This window comes from Streptomyces sp. NPDC091281, from assembly GCF_044757425.1.
Classification (GTDB): domain Bacteria; phylum Actinomycetota; class Actinomycetes; order Streptomycetales; family Streptomycetaceae; genus Streptomyces.
Genome location: NZ_JBIVUY010000003.1, coordinates 454,449 through 470,760, shown reverse-complemented (window position 1 = coordinate 470,760; position 16,312 = coordinate 454,449). Strand labels below are relative to the sequence as shown.

The window sequence follows — 16,312 nt, the reverse complement described above, 5'->3', positions numbered from 1 at the left end:
TCAGGACACTCCCATGCGGTCGAGGGTGGTGGACAGCACGCCCACGGCGTCGGCCCCGGCGAAGATCCGGGAGTCGACCCCGGCGTAGTCGCCGCGGCCCGCCAGGAACACGTGCGTGGCCCCGGCGGAGCGCAGGGCGGCGGCGGTCTGTTCGGCCTGCTCGGCGTAGAGCGCGTCGCTGGAGCACAGGCAGGCCTCGGCCGCCCCGCTCTCCTCGAAGGTGCCCGTCGTGACGGCTTCGATGCCGCCCGCCTGGAACAGGTTGGCGGCGAAGGCGGCGCGCGCGGTGTGCGCGGCGGCGGGGCCGATGGTGGCCAGGAAGATCCGCGGCCGGGACCCGGTGGCCGCGAGGTGCGCGTCCGAGCGGGCGCGCAGCGCCTCGAAGGCCTCGTCGCGGCGTACCCGCGGCAGCCCGCCCGAGCGCGGCGCGGGCGCCGGTGCGCGGTGGACGGGCGGTTCGGCCAGGTTCGGGAACTCGCTGACGCCGGTGATCGGCTCGCGCCGCGCGGCGAGCTTCGCGCCGCGGGTCCGCCAGGTCGCGGCGAGGTCGTCGGCGAGGCGGCCGGAGCGCAGGACCGCGGCCTGGCCGCCGTCGCGCTCGACGGAGCGGAAGAACTCCCAGCCCGCGTGGGCGAGTTCGTCGGTGAGCCGTTCCACGTACCAGGAGCCGCTCGCCGGGTCGATGACCCGCGCCAGGTGGGACTCCTCGATGAGGACGGTGGAGGTGTTGCGCGCGATGCGGCGGGCGAAGGCGTCCGGCAGACCCAGGGCCTCGTCGAAGGGGAGGACGGTCACCGCGTCCGCCCCGCCGGTCCCGGCGGCCAGCGCGGCGATCGTGGTGCGCAGCATGTTCACCCAGGGGTCGCGGCGGGTCATCATCACCGGCGAGGTCACCGCGTGCTGGTGCTGGGCGCCCGCCGCGGGCGCCCCGGACACCTCGGCGACCCGGGCCCACAGGCGGCGGGCGGCGCGCAGCTTGGCGATGGTGAGGAACTGGTCGGCGGTCGCCGCGTAGCGGAACTCCAGCTGGCCGAGGGCCTGTTCGACGCCGAGTCCGGCCTCGGTGAGCTGCCGCAGGTAGGCGACGCCGGTCGCCAGTGAGGCGCCCAGCTCCTGCCCGGCCGAGCCGCCCGCCTCGTGGTACGGCAGCGCGTCCACGGTCAGGGCCCGCAGTCCGGGGTACGACGTGACGCAGCGGAGGGCGAGCGCGGTGGCCGGGGCCGGGTCGAGGGCCTGTCCGGTGCGGGCCTCGTGGCCGAGCGGGTCGGCGCCCAGGGTGCCGCGCGCGGCCTCGGGGGCGACGCCGCGCTCCTCGTACAGCCGCAGCAGGGTCGCGGCGGCGGTCTCGGCGTCGGCTCCGGCGTCGAGGGCGACGGGCGCGAGGTCCAGGAGGACGCCGTCGAGGGTCGGCTCCAGGGCGGCGGGCGGCAGGCCGCCCTCGCCGACGACCAGCCACAGCGAGGTGACGCCGTTCTCCAGGTCGGCCAGGACGGCCGCGTTGTCGGCGGCGGTGTGCCGCTGGCGGACGTCCCACCCGCCGACGGTGTTCCCCTCGGGACGGCTGCCCCGGACGAAGGGCGCGAGCCCGGGGAGTCCCGGGTCGGGCGCCTCGTCGCGCGCGGTGTACAGGGGGCGGGTGCGCAACCCGTCCTCAAGCGTCGTGGACAGGGCTTCCTCGGCCTCGGCGCCCTCGACGTCCTTGCCCGCCTTGCGCAGGACACCCGCCACGAGGCGCTGCCACTGCTCGTGCGTCACGTCAGGGAACTCGCCGGCCAGCTCAAGCCCGTCGTCAGGCAGGACCGTCATGTTCGGATGCTAGGCCAGCCGGTCGGCGGATCAGCAGAGGCCAGCCCTGTGACCTTGAACTCTAGGGAAATGTGAGCAGACCCTCCCGGGGGATCCCTTGAGATCGCGGCGGCGCGGACGGTAGGGAACGCGCGCCGGACGGGTTCCGGCCACGATCGGGCCCGTATCGGGTCCGGATCGGGGACTGACGGCTGAATTTCATGGGCAACTCTTACCTGCACATAATATGCAACTACATTCAGCCACCAGTAAGGGTGTGAGACGCGCATGACGATCCGACGGACACTCCGGCGGACACCTGGACGCATACGAGGGGCCGCCGCCGTGGCGGCGCTGGCGGGCGGGATCAGCGCGTGTTCGGCGCCCGGCGGCGGCCCGGCGGGGGACGGCGCCGCCGACACCGTCGTCATCGGGGTGGCCTCGGAGCCGGACACGCTCAGCCCGCTCCTCGGCTACGGCAAGGACGGCAACTCCAAGATCTTCGACGGGCTGCTCACCCACGACGCCGACCTCGCCCTACGGCCCGCCCTCGCCCAGGACCTCCCCCAGATCACCGACGGCGGCCTCACCTACACGTACCGCCTGCGCGGCGGCGTCGAGTTCAGCGACGGCGAGAAGCTCACCGCCGACGACGTCGTCTTCACGTACCGCACCGTCCTCGACGCGGGCACCAACAACACCTACCGCAGCGAACTCGACGCCATCAAGGACGTGCGCGCGGCCGGGGACGACACGGTCGTCTTCACCCTCAAGTACCCCTACGCGCCGTTCGCCGCCCGCACCGTCCTGCCGATCGTGCCCGAGCACGTCGCCGGGAAGCAGGACCCCAACACCGGCGCCTTCAACACCCGGCCGGTCGGCACCGGGCCGTACGTCCTCGCGGACTGGCGCAAGGGCGAGAAGCTCACCTTCAAGGCCAACCCCCGCTACTGGGGCCCCGAGCCGAAGGTGAAGAGCTTCACCATGGCGATCGTCGAGGACGACGACGTCCGCGCCACCCGCATGCGCGCGGGAGACCTCGACGGCGCGATCCTCCCGCCCAACCTCGCCGCCACCTTCGCGAAGGACGGCGGGCGCCGCACGTACGACGCGACGTCCTACGACTTCCGCACCGTCACTCTGCCCACCGCGAACAAGGTCACCGGCGACCGCGCGATCCGCCGCGCCCTGGACGCCGCCGTGGACCGCCGGGCCATGGTCGACAAGATCCTCGAAGGCGCCGGACGGCCCGCCTACGGCCCGCTGCCCCTCGACGACCCCTGGTTCGCGAAGGGCATCGAACGCCCCCAGGACCTCGCCGGGGCCGGGAAGATCCTCGACGCGGCGGGCTGGAAGCCCGGCTCCGACGGCATCCGCGCCAAGGACGGCCGCAAGGCCTCCTTCACCCTGCTCTACCCCTCCGGCGACAAGGTCCGCCAGGACCACGCCCTCGCCTACGCCTCCGACGCCAAGAAGACCGGCATCGACGTCGAGGTGGAGAGCGCCACCTGGGAGGTCATCGAGCCGCGCATGAAGAACGACGCCGTCCTCGCGGGCTTCGGCAGCACCGGCGACCCCGACTTCGGCCTCTACACCCTGCTCCACTCCAGCCTCGCGGGCGACGGCTTCAACAACATGGGCCGCTACGACGACCCGGCCGTCGACGCCGCCCTCGACACCGGCCGCCGCAGCCAGGACCCCGCCGCCCGCAAGACCGCCTACGACGGCCTCCAGCGCGCCCTCGTCGAGAACCCCGGCTACACCTTCCTCACCCACATCGACCACCTCTACGTCCTCGCCGACCGCTGGCAGGGCCTCACCACCCAGGTCGAGCCGCACGAGCACGGCTTCTCCAGCGGCCCCTGGTGGAACATCGAGGACTGGCAGCCCAAGAAGTGACCCGGCCGCCCCTGCCCTGGGGGGCGATGGCCCGGCTGGCGGGACGGCGGACCCTGTTCGCCGTCCCCGTCCTGCTCGCCGTCACCTTCGGCGTGTTCGCGATCGCCGCCGCCTCCCCCTTCGACCCCGTCAAGGCGTACGCCGGGACCGCCGCCCTCGGCGCCGACCAGGAGACCCTGGACCGGCTGCGCGCCAACCTCGGCGCGGACGAGCCGTTCGCCGCCCGCTGGTGGGACTGGCTCACCGCCGCCCTCGGCGGCGACCTCGGACAGTCCAGCGTGATGCGCCAGCCCGTCGCCGAGGTCATCGGCGAACGCCTGGTGTGGTCCACGCTGCTGTGCGCGGTCGCGTTCGCCGCCGCCGTCCTCACCGGCACCGTCCTCGGCGTCCTCGCCGCCCGCCGCCCCGGCTCCTGGCTCGACCGGACCGTCACCTCCCTCGCCTACACCCTGGAGGCCGCCCCGGTCTTCTGGATCGCCCTCCTCGCCGTCTGGGTGTTCGCGCTCCGCCTCGGCGTCCTCCCGGCGGGCGGCCTCACCGACACCGCCAGCGAGGTCGTCACCGCGGGCCAGGTCACCCGCCACCTCGTGCTGCCCGCCGCGGTCCTGGCGATCTCCCAACTGCCCTGGTTCACCCTCTACGTCCGCCAGGGCGTCGCCGACGCCCTCGCGGAGGACCCGGTGCGCGGCGCCCGCGCCCGCGGCCTCGGGGAGGGCACCGTCCTGCTCGGCCACGCCCTGCGCTCCGGACTCCTGCCCGTCCTCACCCTGATCGGCTCGCGGGTGCCCGAACTCATCACCGGGGCCCTGCTGGTGGAGACCGTCTTCAGCTGGCCCGGCATCGCCGCCGCCACCGTGGAGGCCGCCCTCGCCGTCGACTTCCCGCTGCTCGCCGCCCTGACCACGCTCGCCACCCTGGCCGTCCTCACCGGCAACCTCCTCGCCGACCTCCTCTACGGCCTCTTCGACCCGAGGGTGAACCTCCGTGACATGTGATCCCCATGGCTGACGCCGCGCCGCACAAGGCCCCCGCCCCCCGACGCCGGGCCCCCGGCACGGCGCGCCGCTCCACCCACGCCCTGCGGGCCCGCGTCTCGATCGCCCTCGTCGCGGTGACCGTGCTCGCCGTGCTGCTCGTGCCGCCCCTGGTCCAGCTCGACCAGCAGGCCGTCGACCTCGCGGCGAAGCTGCGCCCGCCGAGCCCGGCCCACCCGTTCGGCACCGACGACGTCGGCCGCGACCTGCTGCTGCGCTGCGTGTACGGCCTGCGCGTCTCCCTGCTCGTCGGGGTGGCCGCCGCGCTCACCACGACCGTCCTCGGCACGGCCGTCGGCGCCACCGCGGGCGCCTTCGGCGGCTGGGTGGACCGGGTCGTCATGCGGCTCGTCGACACCTTCTCCTCGGTGCCGCACCTGCTGCTCGGCATCTTCATCGTCGCGATGTTCCGGCCCGGCGTGTGGCCGGTGATCGTCTCGGTCGCCCTCACCCACTGGCTGTCGACCGCGCGCATCGTCCGCGCCGAGGTGCTCTCCCTGCGGGCCCGCCCGTTCGTCGACGCGGCCGTCTCCGGCGGCGCCTCCCGGTGGCGGGTGACCGTACGGCACCTGCTGCCCGGTGTGCTGCCCCAGGCCGGGCTCGCGGCCGTCCTGATGGTCCCGCACGCCATGTGGCACGAGTCGGCGCTGTCCTTCCTCGGCCTCGGCCTGCCCACCCACACCGCGAGCCTCGGCACCCTCATCCAGAGCGCCCGCGGCTCCCTGCTCGCCGGGCAGTGGTGGCCGACGCTCTTCCCCGGACTCTTCCTCATCGTCCCGACCCTCGCCGTCGCCGGGCTCGCCGGGGTCTGGCGGGAGCGGATCAACCCCCGCCGCCGATCGGAGCTGATGCTGTGACCGAGCGCCCCGCCGAGCGCCCCTCCGACGCCCGGCCCCCCGCACCCCGACCGTCTGCCCCTCGGCCCCCCGCACCCCGGCCGTCCGCCGCCGGGCCGTCCGCCGCCGCGCCCGAGGGGGACGCGCCCGTGCTGTCGGTGCGCGGCCTGACGGTGCGCTTCCTCATGCCGGGCGGGCGGCACGTCGCCGCCGTCACCGACGCCCACTTCGACGTGGCGCCCGGGGAGTGCCTGGCCCTGATCGGGGAGAGCGGCTGCGGCAAGTCCGTCCTCGCCTCCGCCCTGCTGGGCCTGCTCCCCGGCAACGCGCGCACCACCGGCACGGCCCACGTCGGCGGCCTCGACCTGATCGGCGCCGACGAACACGTCCTCGCCCGCACGGTCCGCGGCCGCGTCATCGGCCTCGTCCCGCAGAGCCCCGCCGCCCACCTCACCCCGGTCCGCACCGTCCGCGCCCACCTCCAGGAGACCGTGGCCGCGCTGACCGAGGTACGCGGCAGGGCCGCCGTACGGGACGCGGCCGTGGCCGCCGCCGAGCGGGCCGCGTTCCCGCCCGACCACCTCGACCGGTACCCGCACCAGCTCTCCGGCGGCCTCGCCCAACGCGCCGCCACCGCCCTCGCCCTGGTCGGCGACGCCCCGCTGCTCCTCGCCGACGAACCCACCACCGGCCTCGACCGCGACCTCGTGGACCGCACCGTCGACGAACTCCGCCGCCACGTCGACCACGGCGGCACGGGCGACGACGGCGACGGTCCCGGCCGCGCGCTGCTGATGATCACCCACGACCTGGCCGCGGCGCGTCGCGTCGCCGACCGGATCGCCGTCATGTACGCGGGCCGCATCGTCGAACTCGCCGACGCCGACGCCTTCTTCGGCGGACGCGGCCCCCGTCACCCCTACAGCCGGGGCCTGTTGGACGCCCTGCCCGAGCGGGCCTTCGTCCCCGTCCCCGGCCTGCCGCCCGAACTCGGCGCCCTCCCCGAGGGCTGCGCCTTCGCCGCGCGCTGCGACCGCCGCACCGACGCCTGCGCCGTCCAGCCGCCCCTGCCCCGACAGGGCGACCCCGTCGCCTGCCACCACCCGCACGTCACGGAGGACGCCCGTGCTTGAACTCCGGTCCGTCACCGCCGGATACGACCGCCGCGCCCCCGCCGTCCGCGACGCCACGCTCACCGTCGCCCCCGGCGAGGCCGTCGGCCTGCTCGGCCCCAGCGGTTGCGGCAAGTCGACCCTCGCCCGGGTCGCCGCCCTCCTGCACCGCCCCGACTCCGGCACCCTCCTCCTCGACGGCCGCCCGGTCCGGCACTGGCGCCACCGCGCGCCCCGCGAGCAACGCACCACGTTCGGCGTGGTCTTCCAGCAGCCCCGGCTCTCCGCCGACCCCCGGCTGCGCCTCGCCGACCTGATCGCGGAGCCCCTGCGCGCCACCGGCCGCCGCGCCGAGGCCGCCGACCGGGTCGCGGAACTCGCCGCCGACGTCGGCCTCACCCCCGATCTGCTGGCCCGCCGCCCGCACGAGGTCAGCGACGGCCAGCTCCAACGCGCCTGCCTGGCCCGTGCCCTGGTGCTGCGCCCGAGCCGTCTCGTCTGCGACGAGATGACCGCCATGCTCGACGCCTCCACCACGGCCGCTCTGGTCGGTGTCGTCGAGGAGTACCGCGCCAGGACCGGCGCCGCCCTGCTCGCCGTGGGCCACGACCGGGTCCTGCTGACCCGCTGGTGCGACCGGGTCGTGGACTGGGAGACGGTCGTCGGACCGGACACGGCCCGCAAGCAGCCGGTCGGCTGACGGGGAGGGCCGCCGGGACGGGCGCGGCGCGGGCGTACGGCGACGGCTCACGGGTGGGCGGGCAGCCCGTCGGCGACGACCGGGCCGTGGCGGTGCCGCCAGCCGGACGGGACGCGGCGGGCGTCCGCCAGGTGCGGGTGCCCGGCGGGCAGGTCCGCGTGGGTGTGCGCGCCGGGCGCGGGCCACAGCCGCACCGCCCCCACCGCCGCCACCAGGGCGAGGACGCCGAGGACGGCCGCCGTCCGGCCGAGACCGCCCGTGGACGCGGTCCAGCCCGCCAGCGGATAGGTCAGCAGCCAGCAGCCGTGCGACAGGGAGAACTGGGCCGCGAACACCGCCGTCCGGTCGCGCGCGGGCGCCGCCCGCCGCACCACCCGACCGGCCGGGGTCAGCACCAGCGCGCAGGCGGCCCCGAAGCCCGCCCACACGGCGAGCAGGCCCGGCAGCGCCCACGGGCCCGCCCCGCCCGCGCCCGTGAGGACGCCGAGCGCCCCGAACAGGGCGGCCGTCAGGAGCCCGCCGCGCAGCATCACCGTCCGGTCGTCCGACCGCTCCAGGACACGCGGCAGCGCCAGCGCCACGGCCATCGACCCGGCCCCGTACGCGCCGAGCGCGAGCGGCAGCGCCCCGGCGGGCAGACCGAGGAACTCCCGTACGTAGACGACGGTGTCGACGGTCACCAGCGCGCCCGCCGCGGCCACCGCGAGGTTCAGCGCGAGCAGGGCGCGCAGCCGGGGGTCGGCGCGGAACAGGCGCAGGCCCGCCCCGGTCCGGGCGAGGGTGCCGCCGCGGTCCGTGGGGTCGGCGGGGCGGGGGAGCGGGGTGGCCAGGACGAGGGCCGCCGAGGCCAGGAAGCCCAGCGCGGTGCCGGTGAAGAGCCGGGCGGGCGCCAGGACGGTGAGCAGGGCCGCCGCCAGCGCGGGGGAGAGCAGGCTCTCCAGGTCGTAGGCGAGCCGGGACAGCGACAGCGCCCGGGTGTAGTCCCGCTCGTCGGGCAGGACGTCCGGCAGCGCGGCCTGGAAGACCGGCGTGAAGACGGCGGAGGCGGACTGGAGCAGGACGACCAGGACGTACACATGCCAGACCTGGTCCACGAAGGGGAGCAGCAGGGCGACGGTGGCCCGGGTGAGGTCGGCGGCCACCAGCAGCACCCGGCGCGGCACCCGGGCGGGCAGCGCGCCCGCGAACGGCGCGATCACCAGGTAGGCCACCATCTTGAGCGCGAGCGTGGTGCCGAGCACCGACCCCGCGTCGGCGCCCGCGAGGTCGTACGCGAGCAGCGCGAGCGCCACGGTGGCCAGCCCGGTGCCGGTCAGGGCCACGACCTGGGCGGTGAGCAGGCGGCGGTAGACGCGGTGGCGCAGGACGGTGAGCATGCGGGCGGCTCCGGGGGGAGGCTCCCGTGGCGGCGCGGACCGGGGGACCGGCCGGACGGGCTGGTGTCGACCGCCGAGTGTAGTCATCATGTGCGCATCTGCGCACATGATGAACCGGCCTTTCCCCGCCCGGCGACCGCCCTGGCCCTAGGCTGGCCCCATGCCCGAGAGCCAGCCCCTCCCACCTGCGTCCGATGTGCATCTGCGGGACCCCGACGGGGCGCGGCTCGCCGAGGCCACCGGGGTGTTCGCGATGCTGGCCGACCCGACCCGGCTGCACCTGCTCTGGCTGCTGGCCCAGGGGGAGTCGGACGTCGGCTCGCTCACCGGGCGCTGCGGCGCCTCCCGCACGGCGGTCAGCCAGCACCTCGGCAAGCTGCGGCTCGCCGGGCTGGTCGACACCCGCCGCGAGGGGCGGCACGTCCACTACCGGCTCAGCGACGGCCACCTGCGGCGCCTGGTCCTGGAGGCGCTGAGCCACGCCGACCACCGGGTGAGCGGGCACGCCCCGCACGGCTGACCGGCGGGGCGTGCCGTCGTCGCGCCGACGACCGGTGCGGGGCGGGACTACGCCTGGGCGGAGCCCCGGCGCCGGACGAGCAGCACCGCGGCCGCGACCACGGCCAGGACGGCGGCGACGATGCCCGCCCAGGCGCCGCCCGACAGCCCGCCGTCGTCGTCCTTCCCGGTGTCGGCGGCCTGCGCGGTGGCGTCGACCGGCGTCTTCTCCGTGCTCGGGGTGGGCTCGGCGGACGGGGTGGGCGGCGCGCTCGGGGTGGGGCTGACGCTCTGCGCGCCGGGGGCGGCGGCCTTCAGCTTCAGGACGGGCGCCTCGTTGCCGTGCCCGTGTCCGTGCCCGTCGCCGCCCTTCTCGGCCAGCTCGATCCAGCGGTCGACCTTCCCGTCGCTGTACGTCTGGAGCGTCTTGAACACCAGCTCCTTGGCGTCGGGCAACTGCCGTACGACGATGGAGTGTTCGGCGTTCTCCCCGACCTTCACGGCCGGGCCCTTCACCGAGTAGCCGTCGGCGGTGGCGGTGAGCGACCAGCCCTCGGGGCCGGTCCCGTACGCCACGTCGGCGGGTGTGATGCCCTCCGGGAGCACGATGCGCAGTTCGGTGATGCCTGCGGTGGCGGACTCCGACTCGGCGGTGAAGGTGAGTTCGACGTTCTCGGCGAGGGCCTGCGCCCCCTTGGCCTCGACCTCGACGTGGGCGGCGGCCGGTACGGCGGCCAGCAGGACGGCCGCCGCGGCGGTGGCGGCGACGGTCAGACGCCGCGCGCCGCGCGGCAGGGTGATGCGGGACATGGGTCACTCCAGGCACGTGGGTGTGCGGGGCCACCCGTCGGCTGGGCCGGACGGGCGCCCCGAGGGGGTCGGACGACGGGTGCGGACCCCGTCGGCGGACCCCGCCGCACCAACGCGTGCGCCAGCGGCGCCCCGTGGCCGGGAAGCCGGTCGTCCCGCCCCGCCGCCCCGACGGCCGCGGTCGCGGGCTCCGGCCCGGCCGGGCGCACCGGCCGCCGGACCAGCAGACCCCGTACGGCGTCGAGCGCGGCCGTCGTCCCCCGGGCCAGCGCCCAGCACACGCCGTCGGCGCGGTGCAGGAGGACGGCGACGAGGGCGGCGACCACGGCGTGCGCCGCCGTCATCGCGAGGGAGTCGTGCAGCCGCTCGTACCAGGCGGCGTGGACGTCGTGGACACCGTGCCCGTGCGCGGCGTGCGCGACGGCGGGGGGCGGTGCGGCGCGGCCGGTGTGCGACAGCCACAGGTGCAGCCCCGACTGGGCCAGCACGCTCCACGCCGCGACCGTCACCAGACCGCGCGGCCGGCGCACCCCGGCCAGCCCCACCGCGAACATCACCGCCGCCGCGACCGCGCCCTGCGCCCACGGCACCGGCCGCTCCGCGAGCAACCGGTGGGCGCCGATCCCGAGGACCGTGCCGACGACCGCGAACACCGCGGCCCGCGCGGCGGGCAGGGGCGGCGCGGCGGACACGGGAACCGGCCGGGACCGGGCACGTCGGACCGGTCGGGCCGTCGGGGCGGTTCGGCTGCGGGGGAGGGGCGGCGGCATGGCCCGCTCATCATGCGGCATCGCCCGGCCCGGCGACAGACCGGTCCGGAAATCGGCCGCGGCACGCCCGGCCGCGCCACCTCCGTACGATGGGGCGCTCACGGTGCCCGTAGCGGCGGGCGCGCGGGGCGGCGGAGAGGAGACAGGGCGTGACGGAGGACCGGCGGCCCCGGCGACGGGGACAGGGCGAACTGGAGGTGCAGGTGCTGTCCGCCCTGCGGGAGGCGGACGCCCCCGCCACCGCCGGCTGGGTGCAGGAACGCCTCGGCGGCGACCTCGCCTACACCACGGTCATCACCATCCTGACCCGGCTGCTCGCCAAGGGAGCCGTGACGCGGGAACGCGCCGGGCGCTCCTTCGCCTGGACCCCGGTCTCCGACGAGGCCGGACTCGCCGCTCACCGCATGCGCCGCCTCCTGGACGGCGAGAGCGACCGCGAGGCGGTCCTCGCCAGCTTCGTCACCTCCCTCGCACCCGACGACGAACGCCTCCTGCGCGACCTCCTCGGCCGCGCGAAGGACGAATCCGACCCCCACGGGTCCGGCATCGGCGGGTCCGACCCCGACGGCTCCGACGGCGCCGAGAGGAAAGACTGAGACCGCATGGGGGTTTTCGTCTTCCTCCCGCTGGTGCTGCCGCTGACGGCGTGGCCGATCGCCCGCCTCGCCGAACAGCACCTCCACCCGCGCGCCGCGACCCGGCTGCTCACCGCCGTCGCGGGCGTGATGGCCCTGTGCAGCACGGTCTGCCTCGGCCTGCTGATGGTGGTCGGCACCGCCCAGCTCCCCGGCAACCCGCTGCCCGACGGCTGGTCCGACCCCGAAGTCCGGGCCGCCGTCCCCTACGACGAGGTGGCCGGACGCGCCGCCATCCCCGCGCTGCTGCTGGTGGCGGCGGTCTGCGCCCGCACCCTGTGGCGGCACCGCCGGGTCCGCCGCCGCGCCCACCGCGCCCTCGCCGGGCTGCCCGGCACCGAGGTCGCGGTCCTGCCCGACCCCACGCCCTACGCCTACGCCCTCCCCGGCGGCGCCGGACGCGACCGCATCGTCGTCACCACCGCCCTGCTCGCGGGCCTGCGCCCCGCCGAGCGCCGGGCCCTCTTCGCCCACGAGCGAGCCCACCTGACGGCCCGCCACCACCGCTTTCTTCTGGTGACGCGGCTCGCCGCCCGCGCCAACCCCTTCCTGCGCCCCCTCGGCACGGCCGTCGCCTACACCACGGAACGCTGGGCGGACGAGGACGCGGCCCGCGCCGTCGGCGACCGCCGGGTCGTGGCCCGCGCCATCGGCAAGGCGGCCCTCGCCGGGCACGGCACCCCGGCCCCCACCCTCGCGGGCCTCGCCGCCGCCGGTCCCGTCCCGCGCCGGGTCGAGGCCCTGCTGCGCCCCGCACCGGCCGCCCACCGGGCCTGGCCCTCCGTGTTCACCGCCGTCGGGGTCGCCGCGTGGACGGCGGCGGCCGGTACGGCGGTCTCCGCGATGTCGTCGGCGAACTCGGCGGTGACGATGGTCCTGATCCTGCACGCGGCGACCCCGCTCTGACCCAACCCGAGGGCGCGGCAGGTCCGTTCACATCCGGGCCCTCAGCACGTCGACCTCGCAGCCCGGCGCGAACGGGTCGAAGCCGTGCCCGGCGAGCCAGCGCACGATCAGCAGACTCCGCAACGACCACCACCCCCGGACCACGTCGAGGTCGACGTCGCCGCCGTACCCGGCGAGGAGGGCGCCGAGGCGTTCCTCGTGTCCGAGCGTGAAGGTGGCGAGGTCGTACAGCGCGTCACCCCGGCCCGCCTCGGACCAGTCGATGATCCCGGTGACCTCGTCGCCGTCGAGGAAGACGTGCGCGATCTGGAGGTCGCCGTGGGTGAACGCCGGTTTCCACGGCCGCAGCGCGGCCTCGGCAACCTCCCGGTTCCGCGCCACCAGGTCGGCGGGCAGCAGCCCGCCCGCCACCAGCGCGGCGCACTCGTCGTCGAGTTCCGCCCTCAGCGCGTCGGTGCTCCGGCCCGCCCCGCCGGTCCGGGCGGGCGGCGGCGCGTCGTGCAACGCCCTGATCGCGGCCCCCGCCGCGGCCCACCCCGCCGCGGACGCCGTCGACGCCCCGCCGAGCCGCCCGAGCGGCGCCCCCGCCAGCGCGGCGACCGCGAGCACATGCGGCTTCCGCCACAGCACCCAAGGCGTCGGAACCGGTACGACCCCCATCACCGCGGCCTCCGCGTCGAGCCGCCCCGGATCGCCGTCCACCTTCAGGAACATGTCCCCGACCCGCACCGTGGCCCGCTCGGAGTGCGCGACGACGACTTCGACCTCATCCATGAACGAAAACTACCCAGGCACCGACGACCCCGGCCGCTGAATTCAGCCCGTCCGGGGCGAGCCCGCGTTTGAACACCACCCCCCACCCACCCGTACCCCCGTACACAGACGCCCGCCCGCTCCTCCCCTCCCCGGACCGGGCGGAGCCCACACCCCGACCACGGAGAGGCACGTGTCCCCGCACCCCCGCCGCCCACCCCGCCCTCGCGCCCTGCCCCTCGTCGCGGCCGCAGCCCTCCTTGCCACGGCCACGGCCGCCTGCGGCACCTCCGACGACAGGAACCGGTCGACGGGCGCGGACGGCGACCCCGCGAAGATGTCCGCCGCGCCCGCCGCCGGCGTAGTGGCCCCCGCCAAGGTCGAGGTGATCGCCGGCCTCACCGGCTGCACCGCCGACATCCGGATCGACGCCGACGAACTGCGCCAGGGCGCCTGCCGCACCGGCGACACCGGCTACCTGATCACCACGTTCCCGGAGGAGCGGTTCAAGGAGACCTGGCTGGACTCCGCCGCCGTGTACGGCGGCACCTATCTCGTCGGCACCCGCTGGGTGGTCAGCGGAAAGACGGACCTGCTGGAGCGGTTCCGTCCCCGACTGGGCGGCGAGATCAAGGAGTTGAAGCGCATCGGCGGGGACCCGGGCGGAGCCCCGTCGGACCCGCCCCGCTGACGGCACGCGCCACCGCGCCCGCCGTCAGCGGGTCCCGCTGCCCCAACAGCGGCCGCCGCCCGCGCCGTTCAGGCGCGCAGCGGATTCGTCCGGGTCGCCGCCAGCAGGTACCAGGCGGTGGCCCCGAGGTGCCGGTAGGGGTAGTAGCCGAAGCCGAACCCGGTGTCGATGGGGCTGCTCGCGGAGACCACGCCGGAGCCGTCCCGGACGGGCGTCCCGCCGAGGGTCTGCCCGCCGCCGAGCCGGTCCTGCGCGCGCTCGATGGAGTCGAGGAGCCGCCGGGCGCGGGTCGCGTCGCCCCGGCCGTCCCGGTCGCGGAAGGAGAGCGCGAGGTGTGCGGTGCCCTCGAACCAGACGCCGTTGCGGTCCGGCTTCGGCTGGCCGTCGGCGATCGGCGCGTCCTCGTTCGCCAGCAGGCTCGCCGAGCTGAACGTGACGCCGTCGTACGACTGCCCCGCCGGGACGGTGCTGTTGGGCCGGTCGGCGGTGTCCCGTACCGCGAGGTGGGCCGCCGCCCAGTCCAGCGAGCGGGAGTGCCGGCGGGAGTCGAGGGCGAGGTGCGTCCAGGTCTGGGTGTCCTCGGGGATCGGTGAACGGTTCACCGTGACACCGTCGTTGGTGCCCGTGTAGAAGAAGCCGCCGTCGGGCTCCCACACCTTCTCCAGGAAGGCCACCGCGCGCGCCCGCCGCTCCCGCCACACCCGGTCCCCGGTGAGCCGGGCGAGCCTGCCGAACAGGCAGACCAGGTCGGTGTTGTGCTCGGTCGAGGTGAACGGCAGCGGCTTGTTCGCCCCGTCGACGCCGAACTTGTAGCCGCCGAGCGGCTCGTCCGTCCGGCCGTTGCGCTCGATCCACTCCCCGATGCGCACGGCCCCGGTCAGGAAGCGGCGGCGGCCGGTGTCGCGGGCCAGCGCCGACAGCGCGATGCCCGCCCAGGCCATGTCGCCGACGGCCGTCCCCGTGAAGCCGAACTGCGTGCCCACGTTGGCGGTGCCGTCGGCGCGGACGAAGCCGTCGGGCTGGAGCAAGCCGTCGTAGAAGGTGTACGGGCCGACGTTGTACGCCTGCCGCAGCCGCCCGTCGTCGTGCGCCGGGTCGTTGGCCTGCGCGTACAGCAGGGCGTCGCCCAGGGCCACGGCTCTGGAGCGGCCCTCGCCGGTGCCGACGGCGAGCGCGGCGAGGACGGCGAGGGCGTTGTCGTAGGTGAAGGCGGTGCTGAACAGGCCCGACTGGTCGGTGTAGCTCTGGGCCAGCCGGACGCCCTCGTTCACCGGGTAGGCGTCCATGGCGGCGGTGGTGAAGGCGAAGGCCCGGCGTTCCGGGGAGGCCTGGGGGCGGTACGGCCGGGAGGACGCGTGGGCCGCGCCCGAGCCCGCGCCGACGACCGCGGCGGCGCCGACGCCGAGTCCGGTCCCGATGAGCGCGCGACGGCTGAACGCCCGACCTTGGCTGCTGCCGGTCATGGGTCTCCTTGGAATGTGCGGGAGTGGAGTGCGGGTGAACGACTGAACGCCGGAGTGCGGAACCGACCCGACGCGACATATGGGAGCGCTCCCAAACTGAAAGGAAGCCTTGAGAGCGCTCTCAGGTGCGCGGCTCATTCTGCTGTTCCGCCCCGGCCTGGTCAACGCCTGCGACACGAGCGGCTGTTGCCGGTCGACGGGGTCGCGGCCGGGCCGGCCGGCTCCGGGCGGCGGGCTCAGGCGCGGCGGTCGGCTACGACGCCGACTCCGCCCGCGGGCCGCCCAGGTCGGACAGGTCGCTGTAGAGGCGGTTCAGCACGTACGCGCCCAGGCCGAGGCCCTGGTCGATCCTGCGGCGCGCGGCGGGGGAGGCGTAGTGGGGTTCCAGCAGGAGGAAGAAGTCCTCCGCGTGCTGTTCGTCGAGGTCGGCGTGGAGACCGTAGTGGGTCAGGTCGGCGCGGGCCACCCAGCCGCGGTCGACGGCCGGGTTGCCGGTGAGGGCCGACACCGAGGCGAACGCGTACTCGATCGCGCCCATGCAGGCGATGCCCACCTGCGGGTCCTCCAGCGTGCACACCGCGCTCAGCACGCTGTTGTAGGCGTGGACGGCCGGGATCATCGTCAGCTCGTCCAGCCGTGCGGGCTCGCTGCCGATACCGGCCAGGAAGCGGCGGAAGGTCTCGTGGTGGAACTCCTGGGGCCGGAACCCCCCGTGCTCCTCCACGACGTCGCCCAGGATGCCCACCCGGTGCGCGGGATGCTCGATCCGGGAGGACAGGGCGGCCATCGGGCGGGCGAAGCAGGTGACGGCGAAACCCAGTTGCTCCTGGCTCGCACGGAAGTCCGCCAAGGACATCGTTCCGTCCGCCAGCGTGCGGAAGTACGGGTTGGTGAGGACGCCGGCCCGGGCCACGGCGTGCTCTGCGCGTGCCGTCACCAGCGGCGCCCCGGTGGTACGCGGAAGGGTGGTCACGATCGTCTCTCCTGGCGTGCTGTCACCGGCGGGGCGGGCCCGGGGCGGGGTGCCGGGCGGCGGGAGCGCGT

The 16,312-nt window shown here is 75.9% G+C and carries 16 protein-coding genes; 9 read left to right on the top strand and 7 right to left on the bottom strand.

The window, feature by feature from the left end; translation table 11 throughout:
* On the bottom strand, positions 1-1,806 hold the full coding sequence (locus tag ACIQPQ_RS10175) for a methylmalonyl-CoA mutase family protein (RefSeq protein WP_401302244.1): 1,806 nt from the start codon (positions 1,804-1,806) through the stop codon (positions 1-3).
* Positions 1,807-2,073: 267 nt separating this feature from the next.
* Here ACIQPQ_RS10175 and ACIQPQ_RS10170 point away from each other — a divergent pair, with 267 nt between their 5' ends.
* Genes ACIQPQ_RS10170 through ACIQPQ_RS10150 form a run of 5 tightly spaced genes read left to right on the top strand, consistent with a single transcriptional unit; the run spans position 2,074 to position 7,366 of the window.
* Complete coding sequence (locus ACIQPQ_RS10170; protein ID WP_401302242.1) at positions 2,074-3,684, top strand: ABC transporter substrate-binding protein; 1,611 nt, start codon at positions 2,074-2,076, stop codon at positions 3,682-3,684.
* A gap of 26 nt (positions 3,685-3,710) precedes the next feature.
* Complete coding sequence (locus ACIQPQ_RS10165; RefSeq protein WP_401302677.1) at positions 3,711-4,679, top strand: ABC transporter permease; 969 nt, start codon at positions 3,711-3,713, stop codon at positions 4,677-4,679.
* 5 nt (positions 4,680-4,684) lie between these two features.
* Positions 4,685-5,575 carry an ABC transporter permease gene (locus ACIQPQ_RS10160; protein WP_401302239.1) on the top strand — a complete coding sequence of 297 codons (891 nt, stop codon included), beginning with the start codon at positions 4,685-4,687 and terminating at the stop codon, positions 5,573-5,575.
* Positions 5,572-6,687 (top strand): ABC transporter ATP-binding protein, encoded by a 1,116-nt coding sequence (locus tag ACIQPQ_RS10155; RefSeq protein ID WP_401302236.1) that lies wholly within the window; start codon positions 5,572-5,574, stop codon positions 6,685-6,687. The genes ACIQPQ_RS10160 and ACIQPQ_RS10155 overlap by 4 nt, the downstream gene beginning before the upstream one ends.
* On the top strand, positions 6,680-7,366 hold the full coding sequence (locus tag ACIQPQ_RS10150; protein WP_401302233.1) for an ABC transporter ATP-binding protein: 687 nt from the start codon (positions 6,680-6,682) through the stop codon (positions 7,364-7,366). Before ACIQPQ_RS10155 ends, ACIQPQ_RS10150 begins: the two co-directional genes overlap by 8 nt.
* A gap of 47 nt (positions 7,367-7,413) precedes the next feature.
* Here ACIQPQ_RS10150 and ACIQPQ_RS10145 read toward each other — a convergent pair whose 3' ends face one another.
* Positions 7,414-8,742, bottom strand: coding sequence for an MFS transporter (locus ACIQPQ_RS10145; RefSeq protein WP_401302230.1), 1,329 nt, complete (start codon positions 8,740-8,742; stop codon positions 7,414-7,416).
* A gap of 160 nt (positions 8,743-8,902) precedes the next feature.
* Here ACIQPQ_RS10145 and ACIQPQ_RS10140 point away from each other — a divergent pair, with 160 nt between their 5' ends.
* On the top strand, positions 8,903-9,262 hold the full coding sequence (locus ACIQPQ_RS10140; RefSeq protein WP_383781461.1) for an ArsR/SmtB family transcription factor: 360 nt from the start codon (positions 8,903-8,905) through the stop codon (positions 9,260-9,262).
* 47 nt (positions 9,263-9,309) lie between these two features.
* On the opposite strand, the gene ACIQPQ_RS10135 is transcribed toward ACIQPQ_RS10140, so the two are convergent.
* Entirely contained in the window at positions 9,310-10,050 is a 741-nt protein-coding gene (locus ACIQPQ_RS10135) for a DUF1775 domain-containing protein (RefSeq protein ID WP_401302227.1), read from the bottom strand.
* Entirely contained in the window at positions 10,011-10,742 is a 732-nt protein-coding gene (locus ACIQPQ_RS10130) for a hypothetical protein (protein ID WP_401302224.1), read from the bottom strand. The genes ACIQPQ_RS10135 and ACIQPQ_RS10130 overlap by 40 nt, the downstream gene beginning before the upstream one ends.
* A gap of 227 nt (positions 10,743-10,969) precedes the next feature.
* Between ACIQPQ_RS10130 and ACIQPQ_RS10125 the strand changes: the two genes are divergently transcribed.
* Entirely contained in the window at positions 10,970-11,416 is a 447-nt protein-coding gene (locus tag ACIQPQ_RS10125) for a BlaI/MecI/CopY family transcriptional regulator (RefSeq protein ID WP_401302221.1), read from the top strand.
* A gap of 6 nt (positions 11,417-11,422) precedes the next feature.
* Complete coding sequence (locus ACIQPQ_RS10120; protein WP_401302219.1) at positions 11,423-12,361, top strand: M56 family metallopeptidase; 939 nt, start codon at positions 11,423-11,425, stop codon at positions 12,359-12,361.
* A 27-nt stretch (positions 12,362-12,388) separates the two neighbouring features.
* Here the strand turns inward: ACIQPQ_RS10120 and ACIQPQ_RS10115 are convergent, their stop codons facing one another.
* Positions 12,389-13,135 (bottom strand): phosphotransferase family protein, encoded by a 747-nt coding sequence (locus tag ACIQPQ_RS10115; RefSeq protein ID WP_401302216.1) that lies wholly within the window; start codon positions 13,133-13,135, stop codon positions 12,389-12,391.
* Between the two features lie 172 nt (positions 13,136-13,307).
* Between ACIQPQ_RS10115 and ACIQPQ_RS10110 the strand changes: the two genes are divergently transcribed.
* Positions 13,308-13,805 (top strand): hypothetical protein, encoded by a 498-nt coding sequence (locus ACIQPQ_RS10110; protein WP_401302214.1) that lies wholly within the window; start codon positions 13,308-13,310, stop codon positions 13,803-13,805.
* 68 nt (positions 13,806-13,873) lie between these two features.
* Here the strand turns inward: ACIQPQ_RS10110 and ACIQPQ_RS10105 are convergent, their stop codons facing one another.
* Complete coding sequence (locus ACIQPQ_RS10105; RefSeq protein WP_401302211.1) at positions 13,874-15,268, bottom strand: Tat pathway signal sequence domain protein; 1,395 nt, start codon at positions 15,266-15,268, stop codon at positions 13,874-13,876.
* Between the two features lie 253 nt (positions 15,269-15,521).
* A complete protein-coding gene (locus ACIQPQ_RS10100) occupies positions 15,522-16,241 on the bottom strand; it encodes a TenA family transcriptional regulator (RefSeq protein WP_401302209.1) in 720 nt (239 codons plus the stop codon).
* Positions 16,242-16,312: the final 71 nt, after the last annotated feature.